At 39.6% G+C, this 26,622-nt stretch carries 21 protein-coding genes; 5 read left to right on the forward strand and 16 right to left on the reverse strand.

Annotated features, from left to right (window positions below; translation table 11 throughout):
- Positions 1-250: 250 nt before the first annotated feature.
- Entirely contained in the window at positions 251-1,798 is a 1,548-nt protein-coding gene (locus B9N86_RS27740) for a hypothetical protein (RefSeq protein WP_208916279.1), read from the forward strand.
- Positions 1,799-2,097: 299 nt separating this feature from the next.
- Here the strand turns inward: B9N86_RS27740 and B9N86_RS27745 are convergent, their stop codons facing one another.
- The 15 genes from B9N86_RS27745 to B9N86_RS27815 form a co-directional block, all read right to left on the reverse strand.
- Positions 2,098-3,252 carry a nucleotidyltransferase domain-containing protein gene (locus B9N86_RS27745; protein ID WP_208916281.1) on the reverse strand — a complete coding sequence of 385 codons (1,155 nt, stop codon included), beginning with the start codon at positions 3,250-3,252 and terminating at the stop codon, positions 2,098-2,100.
- A 22-nt stretch (positions 3,253-3,274) separates the two neighbouring features.
- Complete coding sequence (locus B9N86_RS27750; protein WP_208916283.1) at positions 3,275-4,612, reverse strand: UDP-glucose dehydrogenase family protein; 1,338 nt, start codon at positions 4,610-4,612, stop codon at positions 3,275-3,277.
- A 236-nt stretch (positions 4,613-4,848) separates the two neighbouring features.
- A complete protein-coding gene (locus B9N86_RS27755) occupies positions 4,849-6,231 on the reverse strand; it encodes a sugar phosphate nucleotidyltransferase (RefSeq protein WP_208916285.1) in 1,383 nt (460 codons plus the stop codon).
- A gap of 27 nt (positions 6,232-6,258) precedes the next feature.
- The gene (locus B9N86_RS27760; RefSeq protein ID WP_208916287.1) at positions 6,259-7,494 is read right to left on the reverse strand and encodes a glycosyltransferase family 4 protein; all 1,236 of its coding nucleotides are present in this window, start codon (positions 7,492-7,494) and stop codon (positions 6,259-6,261) included.
- Positions 7,491-8,102 (reverse strand): putative colanic acid biosynthesis acetyltransferase, encoded by a 612-nt coding sequence (locus B9N86_RS27765; protein WP_342193423.1) that lies wholly within the window; start codon positions 8,100-8,102, stop codon positions 7,491-7,493. The genes B9N86_RS27760 and B9N86_RS27765 overlap by 4 nt, the downstream gene beginning before the upstream one ends.
- Positions 8,074-9,264, reverse strand: a complete 1,191-nt coding sequence (locus B9N86_RS27770) for a glycosyltransferase family 4 protein (RefSeq protein ID WP_208916292.1) — start codon at positions 9,262-9,264, stop codon at positions 8,074-8,076. The genes B9N86_RS27765 and B9N86_RS27770 overlap by 29 nt, the downstream gene beginning before the upstream one ends.
- A 10-nt stretch (positions 9,265-9,274) precedes the next feature.
- Positions 9,275-10,405, reverse strand: a complete 1,131-nt coding sequence (locus B9N86_RS27775; RefSeq protein WP_208916294.1) for a glycosyltransferase family 4 protein — start codon at positions 10,403-10,405, stop codon at positions 9,275-9,277.
- Between the two features lie 49 nt (positions 10,406-10,454).
- Positions 10,455-11,942, reverse strand: a complete 1,488-nt coding sequence (locus B9N86_RS27780) for an O-antigen polymerase (RefSeq protein WP_208916296.1) — start codon at positions 11,940-11,942, stop codon at positions 10,455-10,457.
- A gap of 51 nt (positions 11,943-11,993) precedes the next feature.
- Positions 11,994-13,355, reverse strand: a complete 1,362-nt coding sequence (locus B9N86_RS27785) for a lipopolysaccharide biosynthesis protein (RefSeq protein ID WP_208916298.1) — start codon at positions 13,353-13,355, stop codon at positions 11,994-11,996.
- A gap of 97 nt (positions 13,356-13,452) precedes the next feature.
- The gene (gene gmd, locus B9N86_RS27790) at positions 13,453-14,445 is read right to left on the reverse strand and encodes a GDP-mannose 4,6-dehydratase (protein WP_208916300.1); all 993 of its coding nucleotides are present in this window, start codon (positions 14,443-14,445) and stop codon (positions 13,453-13,455) included.
- Positions 14,446-14,468: 23 nt separating this feature from the next.
- Positions 14,469-15,407, reverse strand: coding sequence for a GDP-L-fucose synthase family protein (locus B9N86_RS27795; RefSeq protein ID WP_208916302.1), 939 nt, complete (start codon positions 15,405-15,407; stop codon positions 14,469-14,471).
- Positions 15,408-15,431: 24 nt separating this feature from the next.
- A complete protein-coding gene (locus B9N86_RS27800) occupies positions 15,432-16,130 on the reverse strand; it encodes a sugar transferase (protein WP_208916304.1) in 699 nt (232 codons plus the stop codon).
- A gap of 15 nt (positions 16,131-16,145) precedes the next feature.
- Complete coding sequence (gene galU / locus B9N86_RS27805) at positions 16,146-17,036, reverse strand: UTP--glucose-1-phosphate uridylyltransferase GalU (protein WP_208920873.1); 891 nt, start codon at positions 17,034-17,036, stop codon at positions 16,146-16,148.
- Between the two features lie 301 nt (positions 17,037-17,337).
- Positions 17,338-17,979: a CpsD/CapB family tyrosine-protein kinase gene (locus B9N86_RS27810; RefSeq protein ID WP_208916307.1), complete on the reverse strand. Its 642-nt coding sequence runs from the start codon at positions 17,977-17,979 to the stop codon at positions 17,338-17,340.
- The gene (locus tag B9N86_RS27815) at positions 17,960-18,730 is read right to left on the reverse strand and encodes a YveK family protein (protein WP_342193424.1); all 771 of its coding nucleotides are present in this window, start codon (positions 18,728-18,730) and stop codon (positions 17,960-17,962) included. The genes B9N86_RS27810 and B9N86_RS27815 overlap by 20 nt, the downstream gene beginning before the upstream one ends.
- A 370-nt stretch (positions 18,731-19,100) precedes the next feature.
- Between B9N86_RS27815 and B9N86_RS27820 the strand changes: the two genes are divergently transcribed.
- The 4 genes from B9N86_RS27820 to B9N86_RS27835 all read left to right on the forward strand — a co-directional run bounded on the left by B9N86_RS27820 (position 19,101) and on the right by B9N86_RS27835 (position 22,776).
- Positions 19,101-19,529 carry a VanZ family protein gene (locus tag B9N86_RS27820; protein WP_208916311.1) on the forward strand — a complete coding sequence of 143 codons (429 nt, stop codon included), beginning with the start codon at positions 19,101-19,103 and terminating at the stop codon, positions 19,527-19,529.
- 135 nt (positions 19,530-19,664) lie between these two features.
- The gene (locus B9N86_RS27825) at positions 19,665-21,614 is read left to right on the forward strand and encodes an asparagine synthase-related protein (protein WP_208916313.1); all 1,950 of its coding nucleotides are present in this window, start codon (positions 19,665-19,667) and stop codon (positions 21,612-21,614) included.
- A 15-nt stretch (positions 21,615-21,629) separates the two neighbouring features.
- On the forward strand, positions 21,630-21,755 hold the full coding sequence (locus B9N86_RS27830; RefSeq protein ID WP_208916315.1) for a paeninodin family lasso peptide: 126 nt from the start codon (positions 21,630-21,632) through the stop codon (positions 21,753-21,755).
- Between the two features lie 100 nt (positions 21,756-21,855).
- The gene (locus B9N86_RS27835; protein WP_208916317.1) at positions 21,856-22,776 is read left to right on the forward strand and encodes a phosphoenolpyruvate carboxykinase (ATP); all 921 of its coding nucleotides are present in this window, start codon (positions 21,856-21,858) and stop codon (positions 22,774-22,776) included.
- A gap of 244 nt (positions 22,777-23,020) precedes the next feature.
- Here the strand turns inward: B9N86_RS27835 and B9N86_RS27840 are convergent, their stop codons facing one another.
- Positions 23,021-25,807, reverse strand: coding sequence for a glycoside hydrolase family 3 C-terminal domain-containing protein (locus tag B9N86_RS27840; protein WP_208916319.1), 2,787 nt, complete (start codon positions 25,805-25,807; stop codon positions 23,021-23,023).
- Between the last annotated feature and the right edge of the window lie 815 nt (positions 25,808-26,622).

Consider the following 26,622-nt stretch of genomic DNA (forward strand, 5'->3'; position numbering starts at 1 on the left):
TTCCAATATGTATACAAAAAATAAAAATATACTTTTATTAGGGGGAAGAATTCGTTTCATACATACAAGGGGAGTCAAGCCACATTTTATAGTCGTAGCAAAACGTGCTGCGGTAGCGAGGATTCTGACAATCTAACAGTAACTAGTAGTTAACTGCCCATAGGGTGCACTTATTACAATTGTCAGTAATATAATAATGCAGCTGCAAAGGAACTTTACGATAACAAAACCCCACTGAGGTGGTGAAAAGATGAATAGTATACCGGATAAAGTTTATGTTGAAAATTTCCCCAGAAATATAACTGAAAAAGATGATACACAAAGAATTCAACGTGCTATTGATTATGCAAAAAATCAAGTTCTTGGCAGTAATTCTATTGGAGGAAGTGCATATTATAGTAATGCAATACCTGTCGTATTTAAAGCAACTCAGTATATAACAAGTTCACCTATTAAGATTTATAAAGGTATTTATCTCGAATCAGAAGGGCAAACCTACCTGGTGGCCAACCCGAGCGATAAATCAATTGATTGCATTAATGCAACAGCTCAAGCAACGCAATTCAGAGCAGAGAACATCAGTTTTATTGGGTATAATACCGCGCTTTATCTTACAACAGGTAACGTTGATATATCTAATATTCAACTAAAAGGCCTTTACTTTCATATGTGTAATGTTGGAGTAGACACTGGTAGCTTTGCTGCAAGCCGGAGCACTATTTTAACAATGACCAGTTGCAGATCGTGGAAAACATCGGTTGTTGTAAAAAACTATTGCGATATGGCCTCGATGAATGATTGCTGGATTACCCATGATGGCTCAGATGGAGCAGCTATATATAACGATGGATTTCTAAATATTAGAGGGGGGGTTTTTGTATCACTTCCTCCACAATCTGGAGCAAATCCCAGATGGATTGATTGTTATGAAAGTTCAGGTCAACATAGTGGTCTATTTATTGATGGTGCACGCTTCGGAGGTGAAGGAGGAGGTGGCTATCCAATTGTATATAATTTTATGCCCCCTGTACTTAACTTAGCCAATAACGAAGGCAATGTAATTTCAATACAGAATAGTCTACTTTCTTCAGCATCAGGACCAAGGGATTCCAACATTATTTTATTTAATCTCCCCAATAGGATTAGCATTAAAAACTGCTTTGGATTCACTGACTTACTGAATGGAATTGTATCGTGTGCACCCTCTTTTAATCCTGATCTGTTATCTTATAGCCCCTATATTTCAATTGAATTTGATGATTCGGTTTACCAGGCATTAGGTATTAAGAGATTTGACACCCGATTAGAACGCTTCTTTTCTAGTGGAAATCGTAGGTTCAGGCGTACCTTCGGTTTAAGCGAGAGACAACTAATACCTACAACATCCATAAATGGTAAAGCGATGATTACCATTGATATTGAGCAACTTAACGGAAATAAGTTAGAACAACAGAGACAACTTGGATTTGCGATGCTTGTTATTACAACAGCCCCCGGATCATCCAGCAATATGGGATATAAATGCATCTCGACCGCTTTAGTCACATGTGTCGGCGGAAATGACGGATCTGGTGTAGTAAAACGTCTCAACTATATCGTAAAGGACTCAATCCCAGGAGGACAAAGTTTCTCAGAAACATGTGATATTACTTCGGTATATTGGGGAACAGGTGAAACCGGGAGTGTAGATCAAGCACAATCATCAACCAACACAAAAATCACAATTGTCTTTAACTGTCCTGGAAGCTTAGCAGCAGCAGGAGTTACATTTACTCCCTTACTAGGTCTGGGTCTATAATTAAGCTTTCTTAAAGAGCCTCTGCAATTGCTCATGAATTTATTTTCACTTTGCTTCTATGGATAAAAACAGATTGAATTTTTACGGAAGGACGGGCATGATAAGCTGGTTATCATCGCGAATTTCTTACGAGTATTCATGCCCGCAGAGGCTCTATATCAAATTTCTCAATTAGCCTAGAAGACGCATCTTTAGCCACAAATTATAACGAAAGGCCTCTTTTTTTTTGTTTAATTACATATTGACATTAGCGCGGTTGCCTATGAAGGTGCTCCTTTAAAGTTACCAATTATGTTGTATCATGTCCTCTTCATTAACCTCCAAAACCACAAGAATGGTCGAAGTGGGAAGTACAGGAAAGAGAACGATCTGGGTAAAGGAAGTATCTCCGCATCCAGTGAACTTGGAAGAAGTCTCTTAAGTAAAAGGAGAGTTTTCTGTCTTCCCGTCAATACTGAATTAATACTTTGCTTATATTTAGAAGTAAAACCTTCTTCCACATTGGGACTATTTTTAATTCCATCCAGAGCCATCTGAGCCAGTTTAATTGATTTCCTACTAATTAATAACGATTGAATATCTAGGGGAATCTTAGATGATAATAACAGGTTGCTCAACAGAACTGCTTGTTCTACGTAAATTCTCCCTCCATATAATTTAAAATGATTATTTAATCTGGGGATATCTATCTGATTTTTAACTAGACGATCAATGTCTATTAACCAACGGAGACGAAACCATCCATGTCTTGCACCATGATCAGCAAGATAAGCAAATAAATCTTCATCCCCTAGGTGGTTAAACTCCTGATTATAAATCACCATTATTTTTTTGTTTTGCCAAAGCTCCTCAAATGAAGGTGAACTTATTATGTCTGGATTAAGACGCCAATGAATCTCTATTTGTGTAGAGTGTAATGAATGAAGAAATGAAATATGATGTGATTTCTTTTTCCAAAATAAATGTGCATCTGTATTATCTGGACAATATCCAAGTTTTTCCAACACTTTTTTGGTTCTTTCAACATCATTAGTATCAATTAAAATATCTAAATCTTTTGAGGTTCTATGAGATAATTCTCCATAAAGATGAAGAGCAAGAACAGGGCCTTTTAACACGATTGAACGAATCCCCTGATCATTAAGTGTTCTACAAACCACACATAATTCTCGCGTTAACTGTAACATCTTTACTGTATTATTTTTATAGAGTTGTCGAAGAGCTAACATAACCTCTTCTTGAATTAAGCTAGAGCCAATCTTATTTAATTTAACATACATAAGAGAATAGACACGATGATGCGTAACCAGCTTCAGAAAATTATCCCAATTTATATTTGAAATATATCGCTTTACTGTCTCTTCTTCCAAGATTATATCTTCGCGTAATATCAACAGCATAAAAGACATCTCATTTGAAAAATCACTTTTATCAATACTCATAACATTAAGCATAGGAAGAACCTCTCAATTCAACTTAAGTTAATAAAATGGGATTCATTTCTTTAACGCCTTTATTCATATTCGGTCTTCCTACGGAATAGTAGATCAGTTGAGTTTCTGCAAGTTCTTCTTCATCATATATATTTCGACCATCAATTAAATTGGGCGATTTTAACCATGACTGGATAAGGCAAGGTGATATATCTCGAAATTCTTTCCATTCAGTTAGTATGCATAGTGCATCTGCGTTTTCGGCCGCATTACGTGCATTCCAGCAATACTCTACCTCTTCTGCGCTAAAATTTTTCATGAAGTTCTCCGTTGCAATCGGATCATATGCCTTTACAGTTGCCCCTTTCTCTAACAGAGAAGAAATTACTTCGAAAGCAGGTGCATCTCTTACGTCATCTGTTTCTGGTTTAAAAGCAAGTCCCCAAACGGCAATGGTCTTTCCCGTTAGATCCCCCAAGATGGATTCTAGCTTTCTAATAACATTGAATCGTTGATCACGATTCACTTCTACAACCGATTTTAAGAGTTTAAAATCGTAGTCCATCTGTCCTGCGATTTGAATCAATGCTTGTGTGTCTTTCGGAAAACATGAACCACCATAACCAATACCAGCTTTTAAAAATGATGAACCGATGCGTTTATCATGCCCCATTCCAAAGGCGACCTGTGTAACATCAGCTCCCACCTTTTCGCATATATTAGCAATTTCATTAATGAATGATATTTTCGTAGCGAGAAACGCATTGGAAGCATATTTGATCATCTCAGCACTCCGAATATCAGTCACTATTATATTTTCTGTTAATGGAGTATGAAGCTCAATTAACTGCTTTCTTGCAAATTCATTAGAAGTTCCTATAATAATTCTGTCTGGATGAAGAGTATCTTGAACAGCTGTGCCCTCCCGTAAAAACTCCGGAACAGAAGCAACCTCGAATGGAAACTGCGAGTGTTTAGAGATAATTTCCCGTATCTTCTCATTTGTTCCTACAGGTACTGTACTTTTGGTTACAATAATTTTGAAACAATTTAATGACTCACCGATTTCCTTTGCAGCTTGCTCAATATAACCTAAATTTGCTTGCCCATTAGGAAGAGAGGGGGTACCTACGGCAATGAAGACAGCATCTGATTTTTGGACAGCTTCTGTTAAATCTGTCGTGAAATGAAGACGGCCCTGGTTTTTGTTCTTATCTATAAGTTGTTTTAGACCAGGTTCATATATAGGTACCTCGCCCTGGTTCAGCATTTCGATTTTGGCTTCTATCTTATCGACGCATATTACCTCATTACCAAGGTCTGAGAAGCACACACCTGATACCAATCCGACATATCCCGTACCGATCACAGATAATTTCATCCTACAAGCTCCTCTCAAGTACTTTAATTATCCCTATAAAATGGCATATAGTGAAATATTTCTGCCACTTACATTTATATTGCTGGACACGACAAATAAGCATGAATCATCCTGCCACATCTTAAAAGAATCAAGATTACCGGCTTGAATACTCATACCAAGAGGGAAATAAACGATCAATTTGCTAACGCTTTGAACCTAATAATTTGTTAGGCGTTTAATTAAGGTTACTCCTTCTAAACCTTAATACAGTGTTGTGCTATCTCATCCCAAGTATTATATAGTTCTATCACTTGATTATGTTCCTGCTTGATTCCACTCTGAACCACAATGATTTCAAGTTCAGACAAAGCTCTTATACTATGCAGTGTCTTCATCGGAATATGAAGAACATTGCCAACATTCACATCCATGAAATTTCCGTTTTGAATGAATTCGCCCTTGCCCTTAACAATAGTCCATACCTCTTCACGACTAGTATGCATTCGATAGCTCAAATTTTTACCCTTTTGAATGCTTACTCGTTTCGTTGTCACACAACGTCCGTCTTCGTAATGATGATCATCTAGTATTCGAATCCAACCCCATTGCCTTTCTTCGTACATCGGACCCTGTTCAAAATTGATGAAGTCCTTTAGACGAGGGCTTGCACTTTTATCAGACACTAAAATACCGTCAGGACTTACAGCTACAACTACATCGGATAAGCCAAGTATTGAAACTGGAATGTCAATCTCATTAATAAGATGTGTATTAGAACAGTCATCACTTATGATACCTTTACCGATTTGGCGGTTTTGCATTTCCTCTGTTAACGTATTCCATGTACCAAGATCCTTCCAATAACCTTCATAAGGAAGTACTACTATTTCGGATGCGTTCTCCAATACTTCGTAATCAAAACTGATTTTAGGAAGTTTATGATATTGCTTGGATAACTCTTCGAACTGGATAGGAATTCCTTTACGTTCCAGTAATTCAATAACATATCCAAGCTTAAACGCAAATACTCCGCAGTTCCAAAGTGCATTTTGATTTATTAATAACTCTGCAATCTCTTCCGTTGGTTTCTCCTGGAAATGGCTGACTGAGATATATCCATCACCTTTCAAAAAATTGTTGTCGTCGGATTTTGAAGGAATAATGTATCCATACTTAGTAGAAGGGTAAGTTGGTTGTACACCAATAAGAGCAATCTCAGCATTTGAGCAATTTAGTATTGACTCTAATTGCCTTACTGAATCAAAGAAATGATTCTCTACATAAGGATCAACCGGTAATATGATAATCGCTTCATCCAATCCAACTGCTGCATGGGAATATAAAAAGGTAGCTGCCAACATAATCGCTGCAAATGTATCTCTCCGCTCAGGTTCAACAATCAGAGGAATATCCTCTCCGATTTGACTTCGCATAATTTCAATTTGAGACTTATTCGTAGCGATGTAGCAGGATTCTGCTAAACCGTTTGCTGCTATTTGTCCCCACACACGCTGTACCATAGAAACAAGCTCGTTGCTATCATTCTCGAGCACCTTAAGAAACTGTTTGGACCTCGCATCATTGGATAAAGGCCATAATCTTTTGCCTGACCCGCCAGACAGTAGTACCAGTTTCATATCCAACCCTCCATTTATTTCTCGCTTTTAAATTGATATTAAAAGGGTACGATACTTATCCAACGATTGTTCTTTTCTTAAATGCCGTTCTAAATATTCTCTTCCTTGTATCCCTTTGCTCGTTAACAGATTACGATCAAGTTCATAGAGGGATTTTAATTCCTCTACTATGACTGAATAGTTTTGTGGCTCAGCAACTATTCCGCAGCCACTATGTTCAATTAATAGGCATGCCTCGCTGCCTTTCTCAAGAACCCCTAAGATTGGCTTGCCTGCAGCCATGACACCATAAATCTTGCTGGGAACAGAAACACCCTTAATTCCTTTCTGGTTTACTACCAAATGAACGTCTGCCGCATTCAATGTATATTTAATCTCTGCTTTCGGTTGAAATGGCAAGAAGAAGACGTTGCTTAGTTGATTCTGTCTCACATATGTCTCCATTTCAGATTTAACCGCTCCATCTCCAATAAACGCAAAGACAATGTCATCATAATTGGATAGATCCTCGGCTATCTTTATCAAGTTTTCTAAATCGTAATACAATCCCATATTGCCCGAATACATGACAATAAACTTATTCTCCCAGCCGTTGCATTTAATGAACTCATGCACCTTAGGATGATCTTTCGTTAGAGGGACAATCTCTTGCTCGTCGGTCCAATTGTTAATAACGGTGCTATCTGTAATTGCCTGATTAGCAAATCTTTTATACAATGTTTCTTGCATATCGTGGCCAACAGTAATAATGTGATCCGCGTATTTACAATTTATTGTATCCAGCCATCTTGCCACACGGTAAAGGGACTTGTATTTCATGTAACTTACAGCTTCAGCTTGTTCGGGATTAAAATCCTGAATATTATAAATATGTTTTGCCCTTTTGAAGAATTTTCCAATCGATCCTATCAACCCGCCTAAAATAGGAGGCGTGGAGATGGTGTAGAGGATCTGAATATCCTTTTGCTTGAGAACGGATAAATTAGCATAAAAAAAATAAGCTGCGATATATCGCAACCTACTCCATTTATTTCGTTTATTCTGTTTTGGGAGCCGAATCCTAATAATATCGATATTCTCCAATTTATCGTGCATGAACCTTTTCTTTGTATGATCCCTCATCAATGCTTCTTCCGGTTGGGCTGCTATAACCGTTATTTGAAAGTCATGTTGTATATGAAGACATAGTTCTGTCAAAAGTTGCCCAGTTGATGCATAGTCAGGATAAAAATAATTGATTACGAAAACAATCTTTGGCTTCATACGACAACCTCTTTCAATCGTTGTATCTCTTCCATTTCTTCGAACCTATGTTTCATGAAACGCGCAGGTGATCCAGCATGTATTTCATTTGAAGGCACATCTCGAGTAACGGTGCTTCTTGCGGCTACTATCGACATCACACCAATTGTGATGCCAGGATTCACAAACACATCACTTGCGATCCAAGCACCATCACTGATTTTAATGGGCTTTGTAATTAATCCGAATTTTGGATCATGAATATTATGAGTTCCGGTGCAAAGATATGAACGTTGAGACACTACGCAATGTTCACCAACTTCAATGTGATCCAGACTATAGAACTCAGCGTTATCACCAATCCATGAATAGTCCCCAATGGTTACTTTCCATGGATATGTAAATTTAGCCGTAGATCTTACCTGAACCCCCTTACCTATACGAGCACCAAATAAATGTAGAAGAAAATTACGCCATCGATACATGGGATGCAGAGAGAAACGAAACAGGCTCCCCTGGACAAGCCACCATAGTAATACGAACCACCCGCTTCTTCCTCTTGAGTATCCGTCCTGACTATACAAATCTAATCTAATCCTGTTATTTTTCATGGACCATCTTTCTCCCATTAGAAGTTGACTTACCGCTTAACAGCGTATTGTACACTTTTAATGTTGAGTTCAGATATTGTTCTCGTGTAAACTTCTGTAGAACACGTGTTTTGCTGTTAAGACCAAATCGAGTCATTTCTTCATTACTGAACATGCGTATAATTGCTTGGGCAAGAGCTTCTTCATTCATCGGAGGGACTAAATACCCTGTATCAGGAGTAACCATTTCTGGAACGCCCCCAACATCAGTCGCTACAATCGGCAATGATGCTACCATTGCTTCAAGAATAACTGTTGGAAATATATCGTATACGGACGGAAGTACGAACAAATCTGCTTGCGGTAATAAGTCAGGGACATCTCTTCGCAGTCCTAAAAAATAAACATTATTCAAAGCTAATTCGTTAGCTAAGCTTTTTAACTGTTCTTTATAACTCATCTCCGATTCAAACGCTACATCGCCTATAATTATATATTTTAAATCTGGGTTTGTTTGTTTAGTGATATGCGCTGCTTTAAGTAAGTATTCTATCCCCTTCATTGGAGAAAGACGTGCAACCGTAATAACGATCTTGTCATCATCAGCAATACCTAATTCTTGCTTCAAACTATTTGTAATTTTTTTTTGAACTGATGATTGATTTATTTCAATTCCGTTATAAATTTTGATGAGCTTATCAGAGTAGCGTTTCCCCCACTTAAACATCACTGTACTTCGATCACATAAAACAATCACTTTGTCATTGAACAAATGATTTAAGTATCCAATACATTTATAAGCAAATAGCGGTTTTCTAGGCAGTTCATGAACTGTTTGAAGGGTTGGGATACCAAGGAGCTTTCCAACTATATTTCCGCCCATCAACTCCATCTTGTGGGAATGAATAAGGTCAATTCCATATTCATTGACAATCTTTCTGAGGGACTTAATAGATCGAAACAAATTTATCAGATTACGAACGTAGTATGCAGGATCGGTCGGCTTTCCAAATACAGCCAAGGTTGTAAATATTACTTTGGCTCCGGCTGCTTCATATTTTTCAACATAGGGGCTAGGTGCGGGTAATACGACATATGGTCTATACTTTGTTTTATCCAATCCTTGAACGAGTTGAAGCAGTACAGTGTCTACACCGCCTACGTGACTGGCATAGGGCTGAATGTAAAGTATATTATTCATTTCTCGCACCTCACAAAATTGCTTTTTTAATCGCTGTCGAAACAGCTCTGGCATAAGAATTGGGATGAAGTTTTCTCCATAAACCTAAGCTCATTTTCCACCGGGAACGAACATAATCTTGGTTGTCCATTAACCAACGAAAGGCCCTCAGTAAATCATTTACATCCATTGGATCAATGATTAACCCGTTCTGCTGATCCAGGATAATATCTTTTGTTGCTCCGGCATATTTCGATGCAAGTACAAATGTATTTGTAGCCAGCGCTTCATTTACAACCAATCCCCAAACTTCAATTAAAGAAGGAAACAGCAAGCAATGACTTTGAATTAAATAATCGGTTAATTCCTCCTTTTGTTTGTATCCTTCAAAATAGATTTGGTTTTCTAAACCGATCTCCCTAACTTTTTGTTTCAATTTCTGCTCATCCGGACCAGATCCAACAATTCGTAATTCCCATGATGAATTGCCAAGCAGTCTGAGAGCTTCAATTATTTGCACTAATCCTTTTCTTTCAATAAGTTGGCCAATGAATAATAACTTCACTTTATCATTCTTGTTTGGTTTCGGTTCTATATTGACAAAATTCTCATGATACTTGTTGCGGTAATATCGTATATCCACTGTATTGTATCCCACAACAATTTTACTCTCCTGTACGCCATAATGCTTAAGGCATTTTGCTGATTCGGTTCCATAAGTAACAAAAGAATTTGCGGACTTAAAAAAGAACTTGCGAGCCCGATTTACGATGGTGTTCTGCACCCTGCTGCTATCAAGCGTACTTCCCCACCATACAATAAGCCTTTTTCTAAAAAGTCTACAATAAAAGAGAGCCGACCAATATCCAAGTGAATCGTAACCAGAAGTAATAATTACATCAGGATTCTCTCGTACCAGCCTAAAAAAAATACCTGGATTAACATGCACACCCATATCTAATCTTTGGATATAAGTATGAATTCCAGGCAAGCATTCATAATCGTATTTAATTTCTTGATGATTTATGTTCCATTGACGATTCTTTTCCCGCTCTTCCAGATACCATACCTTCAACTTAATATCCTTATGCTCGATCAGTTTGTTTAGTACGGGTATTCTGTAAGGAGCAATCGTATTCGTAAGGAGAAGGGTTTTTATCATACACTCACCTCAAATCTGTATTTTTTCTCTTAACGAATAGGACTACAGCTTAAATTTTTCTACGAAACATCAGAACAATTAGTACAGGAAGAATTGCAAATTGAAAAGATAATTTGGTTAATACGGATAAGCCCCCTCTATTTAATTGTATAAAAACAAAAGGAATAATAGCAGAAAATAATATCTGTCCAATGAAATTGTTTGTTGCTATAACCTTCCATAACTTATTATTTAATATACTGGAAACTAATCCGATGATTAGCGAAAAAATAATTACAAAAATCATTCCTCCGTTTACATATAACTCTGTTAACAAATGGGCTGTACCGACCGGTTTTAAGTTTTCTAACGACTCATACTGCATAATAAAACGTTCAAAAAACTGATAGTTATTTTTATTACTCAAGATAAAGGAAGGGATCTGTTCTACGATAGGATCTAACAAAGTCTTCCCGTACAAATAACTTATCGAATGTTCTTTGAATAGCTCTAAACACTTTAAAAAACTAATATAGTTAAAAGTTGTTTCGTAAAAGAAATAACGTATCGGAGCCTTCAACAAAGAAATAAAACTAAAGGCTTGTTCCCCTCCTTTTCTAACCATCCCTATCAACCCAAAAAATAATAACAGCGAAATCCCCAGGATTATTCCTTTTACTTTAATTTTTCTTTGATAATTTGCTAATTTATACAACAGAGCAAGTTGAAAGATAAATGTAAAGGTTAGTTGTCTAATTCCTAAAGGAAACAATAATAAATGAAATATACCGGCAATTAATAAATATTTTTTCTCGAAATTAGTCATTCTGAATAGAATTAATGTGCCTATGTCGATAGCAAATACTGCTGTGAACAAATATACATATCCAACATTTTTCAAACTATATCCTGCGCTAATTGCACTTAAGTAATTGATTTTATACATGCCAAATAAGAATAAACCAACTGCAATCAATATCCAGTAATGGATAAAAAACCTTGAGTGAAAATAATTATATTTTTTATTAGTTAGAGATGTACCGTTTACTGTATTTTCCTCTAAATTTTCACTTACCTTTTTATTAAATATAAAATAGGAAAAGTAAAACAAAGAGACAAATAAACAATTATAGTATAGTGATTCTGAAACAGTCGCGAATGTATAGACTTCATTAAAATACATTTTGGTACCTATAAATCCTTCGAGTCCACCGTCCGTTAACAAGTATAATGGTACCCCCACAGAATAAGCGAAAAATGACCATCCCACTATTTTATCCCATGTTATTCCTTTTTGTGTAACGATAACATTTGAAAGCCCAAGAATTATGTACATGATATAAACCGTGAGCAAATCAGTCTTTAAATACAGTTTATTTTGTATGCCAATAATGGAGAGCACTATGACTAAGAGCATGACTATTAGATATATACTCTTTACTTGTGATTTATAAGCCACTAGCTCAGGATACCGAAAAGATGAACTTGTTTTGGCAAGCACGGAAAGTTTCATCATATTTTCACCAATCCATCTATAATTATTACAATTTGTATCCATTAACGTTATAATTTTAATTTTTTCAACCGCCTATTTATCGAAGAAATGAATTTATGTTTGTGGAGTTTTAACTAGAAGTTCCTTGATAGCACTAACTTCCTCTTGATCAAATTTCACTTTTAATATTTTCCTGTGAACAAAAATAATTGAGAACACAACAAGTGGTATTGCAACTAATCTTGATAAACCAGTTGAAATGTCACCATAATAAGGAACAAGTATAAATATTAGAGAGAAAATAGATATAGAAGTTGATAAAGAAAGTACCGTGTTAATTTTAATAAATCCTGTTCCATTTAAGCAGTAGTTTGGAATTACACCAAAAGCCCCTATCGCTACAGCAATAACAAGTACACGGAATAGGGTCATATGCTGACTGGCAAATTCCGAATTAATCCAAAGAGTTAAAATGGGGTTTGCAAAGACGAAGGCGATAGAAGATGAACTTATAATAAAAATTGATTTATATAGAAAAGCCTTCAAGTAAAGTCCCCTTATTTCTGTAATTTTTCTGCTCTCGTATAATGAACTGAATTTAGCGAATAGAAATGCACCTGCTGCTGCTGGAACTTCATGTATTTTAATAACAAGTTGCATACAAACTGCATAATACCCTAAAGCGTTCGGTCCAAGTAAAAAACCAATGATAAGTTTATCGGCTTGATTATTTAAAGCACTGATTATCATTTGAAGCCATGAGTAAATCCCATAATTAAAGATCTTTAAAAAAACTAATTTGTTTAAAAGAAGCCTAAAGGATATGCTGGAGTTAACTTTTTTTGCTATAAAGGCATTGGTAAGCAGAAGTAATACTGTTGAAATGAACAAAAATATGACCAGCAATTTAATATCTTTATACATAAAAGCGAGTACTGTAAAAAGTATAGATGTAATTAAATTGTAGGCAATATTCACTTTACTGTTGATATCATATCTTTCCTTTGCCATGTAGGATCCGGAAATAACGCTATTGATGATTCTTAGCCCCACAACACCGCCCACTAAATGAATAACAGGCAAAATAGAATCCATGCCAGAAATCCCAAAAAGTAATGGAAATAAGGAAGTGTCGAATACTAGTGTTATGACATTGAACACAATTGCTAAAATAATTGAAAGTGTGAATGAAACAGAAAACAATTGATTGAACATGGTATTATTTTGTGACGATTCGTATTCCGATCCAATTTTGATGAATGCATTACCCAAACCGAAGTTCGATATGCCCAGTACATTAATAAGCGAATTAATTAAAACCCATATCCCGTAATTGGCACTTCCTAAATTTTTCAAAAGCATGGGTGTTGATATGATTATTACGACAGGTGTTATGAAATAGGACGAAACACTAAATAGCACATTATTAAAGTCCCTATTTTTTTTTAATGATGATAATCTATTTATTAGTCTCATAATTGCGTGCTCCGCTCCAAAATATATGCCCTTATAACTTAATATATCTAAATAGATCAGGACTGTTATGCTACATGTATGTTCCACGAATTATGAGTTAAACTGGTATTATTGCCTCTATATTCTTCATCTGTAACTTAACTCTTTTCAAATCCTCATCCACCATCATTTGAATCAACTCTTTAAACCCAACTTCGAGTTCCCAACCCAATTTCTCTTTCGCCTTTGAACAATCCCCCAGCAAGAGATCCACTTCTGCAGGGCGTACAAATTCGGGATCAATAACTACATACTCTCTGTAGTCCAACCCTACATAAGAGAATGCAACTTCAAGAAGTTCTTTAACCGTGTGCATTTCTCCGGTAGAAATCACGTAATCATCCGGTTCTTCCTGCTGCAGCATTAGCCACATTGCTTTTACATAATCCCCGGCAAATCCCCAGTCCCGAAGAGAATCCAGATTACCCATACGGAGCTCATTTTGAAGGCCGAGTTTGATTCTAGCTACACCATCCGTAACCTTTCTTGTAACAAATTCTAGTCCGCGCCGTGGAGATTCGTGATTGAATAGAATGCCAGAGCAAGCAAACATATTGAAACTCTCGCGGTAGTTTACAGTAATCCAATGACCGTATAGTTTAGCTACACCATAAGGACTGCGCGGATAGAAAGGGGTCGTTTCTTTCTGCGGTGTTTCGACTACTTTTCCAAACATTTCAGAACTTGATGCTTGATAAAATCTTGCTTCTGGCTTCATAATTCGAACAGCTTCCAACATATTCGTAACTGCGATTGCTGTAAACTGTCCAGTCGCCAAAGGCTGCGGCCAAGATGCTGCTACAAATGATTGGGCAGCCAGGTTATACACTTCATCCGGATTTGAAATTCTCACGGCTTCAATTAGAGATGCCAAATCTATCAGATCTCCAGAGATCCATTTTATTTTATCTTTGATATGCTGCACATTCTCATAATTTGGGGTGCTCGTACGTCTCCGCAAACCATATACTTCATAACCCTTTTCCAGCAAAAACTCAGCCAAATAAGAACCATCTTGCCCTGTAACTCCAGTGATTAACGCTTTCCTCATATTTGTTTCCTCCACGATCTCTATTATTGTTTGATCAAATATTCCTTCTGAAATGCTTGATACACAGACCGCAAGCCATTTTCCAATGAAATCTTGGCTTCCCATCCAAGAAGACTTATCTTCGTTACATCTACCAGTTTTCTCGGAGTCCCGTCAGGTATTGAACTATTAAACACGATCTCGCCCTCATAGCCGACAATAGTCTGAATAAGTTCTGCCAACTCTTTAATGGAGATATCACTACCAACACCTACGTTAATAATTTCACTTTCGTTATAATGATCCATCAGAAACAAACAAGCCTCTGCCAGATCATCTGAATGGAGGAATTCACGCCTTGGATTTCCCGTCCCCCATACCTCTACTGCAGGAATATTATTTTCTTTAGCATCATGAAATTTTCGTATCAATGCGGGCAAAACATGAGAAGTTTTCAAGTCGAAGTTGTCATGAGGACCATACATATTAGTTGGCATAACAGATATGTACTTTGTTCCGTATTGACGGTTGTAGGACTGGCACATGTTAATGCCTGCGATCTTAGCAATTGCATAGGGCTGATTCGTTGGTTCTAACTCGCCGGTGAGTAAATATTCCTCTTTAAGAGGCTGTGGAGCAAATTTAGGATATATACATGTAGAACCCAGGAACAATAGTTTCTTGATATTAAATTGATAGGCTGCATCAATAACGTTCGTTTGAATAAATAAATTATCTCTTATAAAATCAGCGGGATAATCATTATTGGCTGCGATTCCACCCACTTTAGCCGCAGCTAAGAACATATACTCAATCTTCTCTTGCTGGAACAGGTTATACACCTCTTCTCTGTTCCTTAAATCCAGCTCTGAACTCGTACGTAACACCAGATTATGATACCCTTTGCTCTGTAATGCCCTCAATATCGCGGAACCAACCAAACCTTTATGTCCAGCAACATAAATCTTCGAGTTCAATTCCATATTATGATCAGCTCCTACCTCTTATTAAAAAGCATCTTTTGATCCAAACATGACTTTTACTGTATGTAAAATAATTTTTAAGTCTGTAATTATCCCTCTTTGCTCGATATACCGCAAATCCAGTTCCACCATCTCATTGAAACTCAATTCATTTCTTCCACTCACCTGCCATAAGCCAGTACATCCAGGGGTAACCTTCAATCGCAGCTTGTCATATTTGCTATATTGATTAACTTCTCTGGGCAATGCCGGCCTTGGTCCTACAAGTGACATCTCTCCACGGATTACATTCCATAGCTGCGGCAACTCATCTATACTGGTCTTGCGAATAAACTTTCCAATACTTGTGATACGAGGATCTTCTTTTATCTTAAACATAGCGCCGCTAATCTCATTCTGATCAAGCAACTTCTCAAGCAGCTCTTCTGCATTAGAAACCATAGAGCGGAACTTATACATCCGGAATGGCTTCTCGTTCTTCCCAATGCGTGTCTGATAAAAAAAAATGGATCCTTGCGGATCCTCCAACTTAATTAATATAGATACGATTAGAAAAAGTGGCAGTAGTAGAACAAGCCCAATGAGCGCGAAAATGAAGTCCATAACCCGTTTGACCATAAGATACAGGACTTTGGGTTTTAGCTCTTCTAAAGCATAATTTGTATATTTCGAAGTTCCTTCAAAAACAACTTCTGCTTCGTTCCGTTGCGGAGTGGGATACATCTACGATTCACCTCATTAGCGATTTATTTTGCCTAGATGCTCTCGTTCGAGAATTGTTTCCATCCCTTGCAGCAGCGGTTTACGCAGATCTTCATTTTGAAGAGCAAAATCAAGTGTAGTCATAATGAATCCAAGCTTCTCGCCTACATCATAACGGATTCCCTCGAAATCGTATGCGTACACACCTTGGCTCTTATTCAGCTTTTGTATAGCATCTGTCAGCTGAATTTCCCCACCAGCACCTTCCTCCTGATGTTCCAGAAAACTGAATATTTCTGGAGTCAATATATATCTTCCCATAATTGCCAATTTTGATGGAGCTTTGCCCGTGAGGGGTTTCTCTACAAAATAATCCACTTCATATAAACGGTCGATTCTTTCCAGCGGAGCTACTATGCCATATCGATGCGTTTGGTCATAGGGCACGGTTTGAACACCGATCACTGATTTCTGTAATTGCTCAAACTGCTCTGCCAGCTGCCGGATGCAAGGTGTCTGAGATTGTACGATATCATCTCCAAGGAGCACAGCGAACGGTTCATCTCCGATAAAGTTGCGGGCACACCATACGGCATGGCCAAGTCCTTTGGCTTCCTTCTGGCGTATGTAATGAATATCTACATTAGAGGAGCTACGCACTTCGTCAAGCAAATCAAACTTCCCTTTGCTGAACAAATTATTTTCCAGCTCGAACGCATGGTCAAAGTGATCTTCAATGGAGCGTTTGCCTTTACCGGTCACAATGATAATGTCCTCAATCCCTGATGCCACCGCTTCTTCCACAATGTATTGAATGGTGGGCTTATCTACAATTGGGAGCATTTCTTTCGGCATCGCTTTCGTTGCAGGTAAGAAACGCGTCCCAAGACCCGCTGCAGGAATAATTGCTTTTTTCACTTTCCTCATCATCTTTCATTCACTACCCATCTCTATTTATTCTTGATACACATGCCAATATGATTCTCTTAGTAGTAGAAAATCCTAGCTATGTACTCTTCCATCTGAAAAGAACATAGCTAAATTTTCTAATAAGGGCATTAAACCCATCCTCACATCACACCCTCGACAATGATGTCTAAGGTCATTAAGACCCACAGCGTAACCGAGTGTCTACAGTGATAGAGGTGCAGTAGACATTACCTTTACTTCCGCTGGCTATCCAGCCTTTTAATTCGTAATAATCCACCTAGCAACCCTGAGGGTAATCTCACCTGACCCGATTAAGTACAATACCCAGCATTCGAGCATTCGCATGATCCAATTGTTCTTTTGCTTTCTTTAGATGATCCTTCTTCACCTTGCCTGCAGCAACCACCATGACAACGCCATCGCACAAAGCGCTGACTATGACGCTGTCCGATACGGCAAGCACTGATGGCGTGTCCATGAGAATAACGTCATATTGTTGTTTCAGCTGCTCCAGTAGTTCCCGCATCGCCGTTGAATCCATAAGCTCCGACGGATTCGCGGGTACCGGTCCAGAAGGGAGTAGCGATAGATGGCTGACGGTCGTTTCCTGGATCGCGTCTTGCACACTCGTATGTCCTGTTAACAACGTGCTTAAGCCTTGATGGTTCAACTGGGAGAAAATACGATGCAGGGAAGGCTTACGCATATCCGCATCAATAAGAAGTACCTTCTTGCCTTCCTGTGCATAGGTAACAGCCAAGTTGCTGGTCGTTGTGGTTTTGCCCTCTCCTGCCTGGGAGGATGTAACCATAACGATCCTCAATTCCTCATCTTTAGAAGAGAATTGAATTTTTGTTCGAAGCAGCCGATACACTTCCGATATAGGCGATTTAGGATTCATGAATACCATTAGGCTGCTATCATTGGTTGATCGTCGCATACTGGCCCTCACTTGCTTTTGTTTTTTGTTTTGCTTTCATTCTCGCGGATCTCTTCAGGTCACCTTTGGTGATCTTTCCTACAACAGCAAGCACCGGAACGTCCAAAATTTCAGTGATTTCAACTTCTGTCTGGAGCGTATCATCCAGATAATCGAGCAGAAATACAAGTCCGATCGCTAACATAAGTGAAACAACAAAGCTGATTAACATGTTCATAATCGGATTGAAATTGATTGGCGCAGGGGATACTGCCGTATCTGCCTCACTTAAGATGGTGATGTTATCCACCTTCATAATCTGAGGAATTTGATCTTTGAATACCGTCGAGACAGCATTTACGATCTCGGCGGCTTTGGCGTAGGATGTATCCTGGTAGACCAAGTTCATAACTTGTGAATTGTTCGCCGATGTGACGGATATCTTTGCGGATATTTGCCCGGCACTTTCCCCCAAGTTAGGGAATTTCTCGACAACCTTATTCATAATAGCGGACGATTTGATAATCTCCTTATAGGAATTAATAAGGAAGATGCTCGTTTGTATCGTGCTCGCATTGAGGGTTGCTGCGCCATCACTTGAAGACTGATTAACTATAAGTTTGGCATTTGCTGCATAAATCGGTGTTGTAAAGTAGTAGCTTTTGATTCCTGTCGCTGCCATAGCAAGGATTATAATTGCCATGATTAACCACCATTTCTTCTGAAGAATTCTAAAGTACTGTTTGAGTTCCATACGCTTACAACCCCCCATTTAATTACTGGAATAGTAAAATGTATATATGTGAATTTTATTTCGAATGTTCCGGATGCTATTTCTACATTCACGCTCTCTGATACAATTTGTATAATTTATATCCCATAACTTACGATACAATTTGTATCATGTCAAGGCTATATTTTATGGAATACTCCAATAATCGTAGCGTTTCGTATCTAATTTTATTTTAATATTCAATTGATAGCGCTTTCTTATCTCGTATTTATTTTTATTTTAAAAACAATACTAAAACTGTTATAATACACTAACTCCAATCGATACAATTCGTATCTTATTTTTCGAGTTCCGGTATCTATGAAAACGGCATATATATTGAAGCGCTTTCACGAAAAGGAGATAACCAATGCGTATTATTCTTACTTTCATGTGGGCTTTCGCCCTGTTCATCTTCACTTGCTCGGTTAACTTCCATCTTCTGATCAAATATCATATTGTTGATTTCCGCTTCAATCCGAATCCCGATTGGTCGGAGCTGTTAAAGCTTGATTTTCAATGGTCGAGTAACGATTGGATTTTGCGAAAAATAGGACATTTCATTGGTTTCTTCATTCTCGCTCTGCTTGCATCAGACTTCGGTAAATACAAGTCAGCCTTTTACTTGTCTGTCATCTACGCTGCATTAACTGAAATTCTCCAGTTATTCTTCTTCCGGGGCGGTCGGATCTATGATGTGGTCAACGATTCCTTCGGCATTCTCCTTGCTTATCTATTCTGTATGATCTTGTTCCTCAAAAAATCAGGGCGTACAAGAAACATAAACAATGTACATTAAAACTTTTTATTCGAAATGGGTATGATACAGCAAAAAAAGTATTGATACAAATTGTATACTTGTTATATAATGACTGTGATACGGATTGTATCAATATATATTTCAGCAGGATTAGTCGTAACGGAGGAAAATCGAATGAGTGCAATTGCTGGTATTTATCGTTTTAATGGAGAACCGGTTCAAATGAAGCATGGCGGACTTGTAATGGAAGCATTGAGGAAATATCCAGCTAATCAAAGCGGGGCGTGGCATAAGGATCACATCATGCTGGGTTGTCATGCGCAATGGATTACGGAACAGTCCACTCACGAATCATTACCTTCCTACGATCCGAATCGGGGGCTGGCCATAACGGCAGATGCCATTATTGACAACAGAGACGAATTAATGGATCAATTGCAAGTCCCCTATAACCTTAGGCCAAACATGACAGACAGTGAGGTTTTATTGCTGGCATATGAAAAATGGTCAGAACGAATGCCGGAACGACTGGTCGGAGATTTTGCCTTCGTTATCTGGGATGAGAGAAAGCAGCTCCTTTTTGGAGCAAGGGATTTCTCAGGCGCGCGAACGCTCTATTATCATCATGACGAACAGCAACTTTCCTTCTGCACGATGATTAACCCCTTATTATCTTTACCTTATGTACATAAAGAGCTTAACGAACCATGGCTGGCAGAGTTTCTGGCGATTAGCGGTGTTTTCGAACCGCCGGATGTTTCAACCACAATTTATAAAAATATTCATCAGCTGCCGCCATCACATACGATCACGCTCAACAACAATAGGGTTTCGATTTCCAGATACAACAGCCTTTCGGATGTAATTCCTTTAAACCTTGCATCATCGCAAGAGTATGAGGAGGCATTCAGGGAGGTGTTCAATAAAGCCGTTACGGCCAGGCTCCGACGTACTCACCGAAATGTCGGTGCTCATCTTAGCGGAGGATTGGATTCAGGCGCTGTCGTCAGCTTCGCTGCCAAAGCCCTGCAGAAGAATAACCGTCCCCTTCATACATTCAGTTACATACCAGAGGATGGATTCGTGGATTGGACACCAAAGCACAGGTTTGCAGACGAAAGACCACTTATTAAGCAAACAGTGAATTTTGTGGGGAACATTAACGACAATTATTTGAATTTCCAAGGAAAAAGCCCCTTCTCGGAAATCGATGATTGGCTTGACATCATGGAGTCTCCCTACAAGTTCTTCGATAATTCATTCTGGTTAAGAGGTATCTATGAGCAAGCTGAGCAGCGAGGGATAGGCATTATGCTCACCGGAGCCAGAGGAAATTACAGCATCTCTTGGGGCCCCGCAATCGAGTATTACACTAAGCTCATGAAAAGGTTCAACTGGCTTAAATTATCCCGAGAAATCAAACAATATAGCAAAAATGTCGGAGTAGGACGCAAGCGAATCTACTCCATTATCAGCCGTAAAGCATTTCCCGCACTCGAACGATTAAAACCTCCTAGTTCAACATATGAATTTCCGCAATTGATTAATTCAGACTTCGCCAAACGGACCGGTATCTATGACAAACTCAGAGACCGCAAATTTATCGGAATCGGCTCAACAGACGATCTGCCGGCAGATCCACTAGAAGCAAGAAGGCAGCATTACGACCGTGTAAACATGTGGAGCACAACCGGAACAAGCGGATGCAAACTTTCTCTTCGTTATTCGGTATGGAGCCACGATCCTACCAATGATCTGCGGGTTATACGTTTCTGCCTATCGACTCCGATAGAACAATTCGTTCAGAATGGCATGGATCGAGCATTAGTTCGTCGGTCCACAGAAGGTTGGCTACCTAATCCTATCCGGCTCAATCAACGAACGAGAGGGATACAAGCTGCGGATTCCATCCATAGGATGTTAAGCGACTGGTCTGTTTTCATCGAAGAGTTGGATCAATTGAACCGCGATTCTCGAATGCAGCAGGTCATCAACATGCCTGTTATCCAAGATGCACTAGCAGAAGCCCGTCATGGCATTAACCCAAATCAAGCCTACAATCCGTCCATCAAGTTGTTAATGCGCAGCTTAATTTTGTACCGATTTCTCGAAAAAAACTTTTGAAAGGAGGTGAAATCAATGAAAAAGGAATGGAACACACCTGCTTTGGAAGTTCTTGATATTAAGATGACTATGGCTGGTCCTGGTGGTGCAATTCCAGATGGAGTCCAACCAGATCCTGATGAAACGATACACTACAGCTAAACATAAGCCATCATCACTAGAAGCGCAGCCCCTATACGCCTTATTGGGTATAAGGGCTTTACTCTTTTTATTTGTAATTTGAGCAAATGGAGTGAGGACCGTGTTTCAAACTCTTAACAAAACCATATATAAAGCCTTCGGGCATTCTATACAAAGTGACATCCCCCTGCCTGAACTGCAGCAGATAGATGATCCCAATGAATCCGTGGATATTGTTATACGCTATGCCGATTTAACCGCAAAATGGTTGGAGCATTCTGACTCGTCGAGGACATCCGTATGTACAGAGACTATGGTCATGTTCAGGGTTCCTGATCTGGCTATTTTCGCCGTAGAAAACGGGACCATCATTTACATTTCGCCCGAAAATGGTGCTGATGAAGATAAAATGCGATTATATATTCTTGGAACATGCATGGGTGCTATTTTACTCCAGAGAAAAATACTTCCTTTGCACGGCAGTGCCGTCGTCATTGACCATAAAGCTTACGCATTCGTCGGTCATTCCGGACACGGTAAATCTACACTTGCTTCAGCCTTTTTGCAGCAAGGATACCAGCTAGTAACCGATGATGTCATCGCCATTACGCTGGATCACCGGAATATTCCTTATGTAACGCCGGCTTACCCACAGCAGAAACTTTGGCAGGAAAGCTTGGATGTCTTTGGCATGAGTTCGAATCAATTCCGTCCATTATTCGAGCGCGAAACCAAATACGCCGTTCCTGTGGAATCTTATTTTTCTTCCGACACCCTTCCGCTGGCCGGTATATTTGAGCTGATCAAGACAGACTGCAATCAGGTCCAGATTCGGGCGGTTGATAAGTTAGAACGGTTACCGCTTCTATACCGACATACATATCGCAAATCCTTACTTTCAGACTGCGGGTTAACCAAATGGCATTTTGACATGACAGCTCGCATGTCTGGCAGTATCGACATATACCAGCTTCAGCGACCATTAAACGAGCCTACAGTGCATCAGCTAACGGATATGGTTTTACATGCTATTGGAAAGTAAAAAGACGGAAAGGCGACCTTTATGGGTCGTTATTTCTTTTTGTAGCGAGTCTAATTCGGGTCAACATAGTTTTCTAATCATTGAAAAATAAGGCTTACAAAAACAAAACCCCGCTCATCTGAGCGGGGTTTATGTATCGAGGCGAACCGTGGAGAGATAAATCCACAATTCACCGCCGCATGTTGATTCAGTCGTTTGCCGAGGCCGTTTGATAGTTTAATAACCTCATTTACGCGTTTCTACATTAAACTCGTTTAAACTCAATCCAATCGATCTGCAAGCCTGGTTTGACGAAATCCAACTTCATCTCATAAAGACCTGCTTCCAATTCGACTTTTACAAGCTTCTGTCTGATCCATCTGCCGTCTGTACCATTCGTTTGAATGGTCGTCATCGGTTGATCGTTCAGTGTCACGTTGCAAGCGCTTTGCGCCAGTTCGGATTCCGGAGACATGATGCGCACAATGATCCGGTACTCGCCGGACTGATCTACTTTCATAAAAGTCGATCCGGCTACGGAAGGTTTTACCTGTGCGTTTTCGGATAAAGTTTGGACTTGTTCCGGCGAAAGAGAGTGATCGGCTTTAAACGTAGCGACCGCTTCTTCGATCACCTGTTTTCTGGAGAATACCGGCGCTTGCATCAGGAACTTGCAAATATTGATGGCGCTGCGCTGCAGTTCTCCACGAGTCAGGGTTCCATTTTCTAGGGATTCTATGGTATTGTCGTCCCACGCATTGATTTCCGCACCGTAGTTCATGACCACCATATAAAGATCGTTTTGTGCACGGACCATCCAGTTCGTATGTTTTCGATCTGCAGGGCCTCCATGAACCACGTCGTTCATAATGGCCCACCAGTCCGTCATCACGATGCCTTGAAATCCCCACTCCCCACGAAGAATGGTGGTATTCAAATCATAATTGGAAGCCGCCCAGTGTCCATTGATCGGATTATAGGAGGTCATAATTGAATTTGCTCCGCCCTGCTTCACCGCAATTTCAAAGCCTTTCAGATAAATTTCCCGAAGAGCGCGCTCAGAGACAACGGCATCAACTTTGCTGCGATGCTTTTCTTGGTTGTTACAGGCGAAATGCTTCAGCGTGGCATTGGAACCGCCTTTCATAATCCCGCGCGTGCATGCTGCAGCAAACACCCCAGAGATCAGCGGGTCTTCCGAGAAATACTCAAAATTGCGTCCATTAAGCGGGCTGCGCCGAATATTCAAGCCAGGTCCAAGTAAAGCGTCAATGTTGTAGCTTAATAATTCCCGGCCTTCCATGACATAAAGCTCTTCGACCAGTTCCGTGTTCCAGGTAGCCGCAAGCAAGGTTCCAATGGCAACCTGCGTTGCTTTTTGCCCGCTGTCCATCCGAATCCCGGACGGTCCGTCCGCCGTACAAGCAACCGGAATTCCGTAGTCTAACAAGCTGTCGCTTACCCCGCCGAAAGCCGAAGCCGTACCCGGTGTGACAAGCGGACTGCTCATTCCTTCTCCTCTGACGATCACCGCCAGATCCTGATCGCTAAGCTGGGCGATAAAGGCTTCCATGCTGACTTTTCCATCATACACGTCCCTTAATTTGTAGCCCTGATTGCCGGTTTGCTCCAGGGTTTGCGGCAGATTTTTTTCAATCCGTTCCGCCATGGAAATCTTGCGCTTCGGTACCTCTGCAAAGGTCAGTTCATACGAACCGTCTTCTTTGCGAGCGCCCGGCTTCATTCTCGTAAAGTTTTCCGTTGGCGCCATTGCTTCTTGCAGCTGTTCAACGACTTGAAGAGTTTCTACAACATAACCGTTTTGACCTTCAATGCCGATTTCCTCCACATTTTTGACACTGGTTCCCACATACAGACGGTACGTTCCGGCTTCTAAGACATAAGCGGAAGGCTGCCCCGTCACACCGGCGTCATCATACGAAGCCATGGTAGCAACAGGAAAGCTCACGATCAGATGCTGCGATTCACCCGCTTGAAGTTCTTTTGTCTTCCCAAATGCTGCCAAAACTTTAGCAGGCTGGCCCAGCTTTCCTTGCGGCGCTTCGTAATAGACCTGCACGACCTCTTTACCTGCATAGGTGGTTCCGATATTTTTTACGGTTACGCCGATTTCAACGTATTGTTCTCCCTCTTTGACGGTCAGTTTGGCTTCTTCGGGCACGATTTCGAACTGGGTATAAGACAACCCGTAACCGAATTCGAACTGAACTTTATCCGGTCGAAACGTTTCGAAAAAACGGTATCCCACATAGATGTCTTCCTGATAAACATTGTTAAGTTCATTGCCGTAATTACGGGTTGATGGATAATCCTCGATCGAAAATGCAATGGTATCGGTTAATTTACCGCTTGGTGTCACCTCTCCGACCAATACGTCAGCAATCGCATTGCCCCCTTCCATGCCGCCATGCCAAGCGTAAATGACACATGGAATCGGGTGTACATAACCTTCATCGTACATCCAGCTCATATCGATAATATTCGATACATTCAGTGCAACGACTGTTTGTTCGAAATATGCAGTTACCTGCTTTAGCATCGCTTTTTCTTCTACCGTTAGTTGGTAGCTGCCCGGCTCATTGGCATTATCTTGATCTTCTCCCGCTGTACGTCCGATGACAATGATCGCCTTGTCGGATTTATTTCTTGCCGCTGATACCAGCTCATCGCTTAAAGGCATATCCTTCTGATGCCACGGCTCAGCCGCCCAGCCGCCTCCGCCATTATCAAATGGATTTTGCTCAATCCACTTTTCATATACAGCTGCTAATTCTTCGTTGATGGTAATGTTCTTTTTATTTCGAAGACCACCCAGCAGATTGGTTGTATGGGTTACATGGACACTGCCCCCCGAACCTGTACCGCTGCGATAATAATTAACCTGAGTTCTGCCAAACACTGAAACATTTTCGTTTTTTTGAATGGGAAGAACTTGTCCTTCATTTTTTAACAGCACGGCACCTTCTGCTGCTACTCGTCTGCTAAATTCAGCAAAACCTTCTAATGGAACTCCGAGTTTCTGTGTGCTCAATTTATTCCCTCCTGGTTGTCATCTCTATATTGATAGGTATGAATCTTTCACTAATTGCTTCTTATTTCGTTAATTTCAGGTTGAAGCATAGAGGTGTGACATCTACCTAATATCATAGTAACAAATTCTATAGAAGAATATAGAAACTCCTGCAAGATTATTTTCTATCACTTAAAGGACGTTAACTTTACTATTACCTTAATATCTTCAATTTCTTCCGTCACCCGATAACACTGTATAACAACCATACTCTGCCACAAAAACTATGCTTCCGCAATGATCTTGTTCCAATTCTTCCGGAATATCAACTCTAAAGGAACAACTCAATATTTTGATATACGCAATTCTGAACGGCCTCATAATTCCTACAATACAGAACACCGACAGCAATTTTCAATACTTAAGTTTGGCCCCCTGAGGAATTCAAATCTTATGCACTTATAAAACCTAAAATCGTGTCTTGACAACAGGATATACCATAATATACTATAAAAGTAGTTTATTGATATTGATAGTATAAATCCCTAAAAGTATTATTTTTTAGTGCGGAATCGCTGCCTATATTCCAACGTTTCACCACATCCACGCACCTGAATCCAGGCTTGCGTCGGTCTACACTTCATTTCTCCATAATTATCATCCTCAAGGAATCACTACAATCGCCCATTAGGGCATTCACAGCAACGCAACCAACTCTTCGTACACATAATGAGATAGAACTCCCTTAAAATTCCTGCACAGGGTAACGGCCAAGATATTATAAGCCCCTGTTTAAGCTAACCTTTCGTAAGACATCAAAAAATCAAACACCTCTG

Origin of the sequence: Paenibacillus uliginis N3/975 (assembly GCF_900177425.1) — a bacterium.
GTDB classification, from domain to species: Bacteria; Bacillota; Bacilli; order Paenibacillales; family Paenibacillaceae; genus Paenibacillus_AQ; species Paenibacillus_AQ uliginis.

Bases quoted from the DNA above. Each gene is read 5' to 3' on its own strand.
- B9N86_RS27825 (WP_208916313.1), top strand. From the start codon at position 19,665: ATGAGTGCAATTGCTGGTATTTATCGTTTTAATGGAGAACCGGTTCAA.
- B9N86_RS27785 (WP_208916298.1), bottom strand. From the start codon at position 13,355: ATGAGACTAATAAATAGATTATCATCATTAAAAAAAAATAGGGACTTT.
- B9N86_RS27755 (WP_208916285.1), bottom strand. From the start codon at position 6,231: ATGAAACTGGTACTACTGTCTGGCGGGTCAGGCAAAAGATTATGGCCT.
- B9N86_RS27795 (WP_208916302.1), bottom strand. From the start codon at position 15,407: ATGGAATTGAACTCGAAGATTTATGTTGCTGGACATAAAGGTTTGGTT.
- B9N86_RS27800 (WP_208916304.1), bottom strand. From the start codon at position 16,130: ATGTATCCCACTCCGCAACGGAACGAAGCAGAAGTTGTTTTTGAAGGA.
- B9N86_RS27810 (WP_208916307.1), bottom strand. From the start codon at position 17,979: ATGCGACGATCAACCAATGATAGCAGCCTAATGGTATTCATGAATCCT.
- B9N86_RS27820 (WP_208916311.1), top strand. From the start codon at position 19,101: ATGCGTATTATTCTTACTTTCATGTGGGCTTTCGCCCTGTTCATCTTC.
- B9N86_RS27830 (WP_208916315.1), top strand. From the start codon at position 21,630: ATGAAAAAGGAATGGAACACACCTGCTTTGGAAGTTCTTGATATTAAG.
- gmd (WP_208916300.1), bottom strand. From the start codon at position 14,445: ATGAGGAAAGCGTTAATCACTGGAGTTACAGGGCAAGATGGTTCTTAT.
- B9N86_RS27765 (WP_342193423.1), bottom strand. From the start codon at position 8,102: ATGGGAGAAAGATGGTCCATGAAAAATAACAGGATTAGATTAGATTTG.
- B9N86_RS27780 (WP_208916296.1), bottom strand. From the start codon at position 11,942: ATGGATACAAATTGTAATAATTATAGATGGATTGGTGAAAATATGATG.
- B9N86_RS27815 (WP_342193424.1), bottom strand. From the start codon at position 18,730: ATGGGGGGTTGTAAGCGTATGGAACTCAAACAGTACTTTAGAATTCTT.
- B9N86_RS27750 (WP_208916283.1), bottom strand. From the start codon at position 4,612: ATGAAATTATCTGTGATCGGTACGGGATATGTCGGATTGGTATCAGGT.
- galU (WP_208920873.1), bottom strand. From the start codon at position 17,036: ATGAGGAAAGTGAAAAAAGCAATTATTCCTGCAGCGGGTCTTGGGACG.
- B9N86_RS27760 (WP_208916287.1), bottom strand. From the start codon at position 7,494: ATGAAGCCAAAGATTGTTTTCGTAATCAATTATTTTTATCCTGACTAT.
- B9N86_RS27745 (WP_208916281.1), bottom strand. From the start codon at position 3,252: ATGCTTAATGTTATGAGTATTGATAAAAGTGATTTTTCAAATGAGATG.
- B9N86_RS27775 (WP_208916294.1), bottom strand. From the start codon at position 10,405: ATGATAAAAACCCTTCTCCTTACGAATACGATTGCTCCTTACAGAATA.
- B9N86_RS27770 (WP_208916292.1), bottom strand. From the start codon at position 9,264: ATGAATAATATACTTTACATTCAGCCCTATGCCAGTCACGTAGGCGGT.
- B9N86_RS27740 (WP_208916279.1), top strand. From the start codon at position 251: ATGAATAGTATACCGGATAAAGTTTATGTTGAAAATTTCCCCAGAAAT.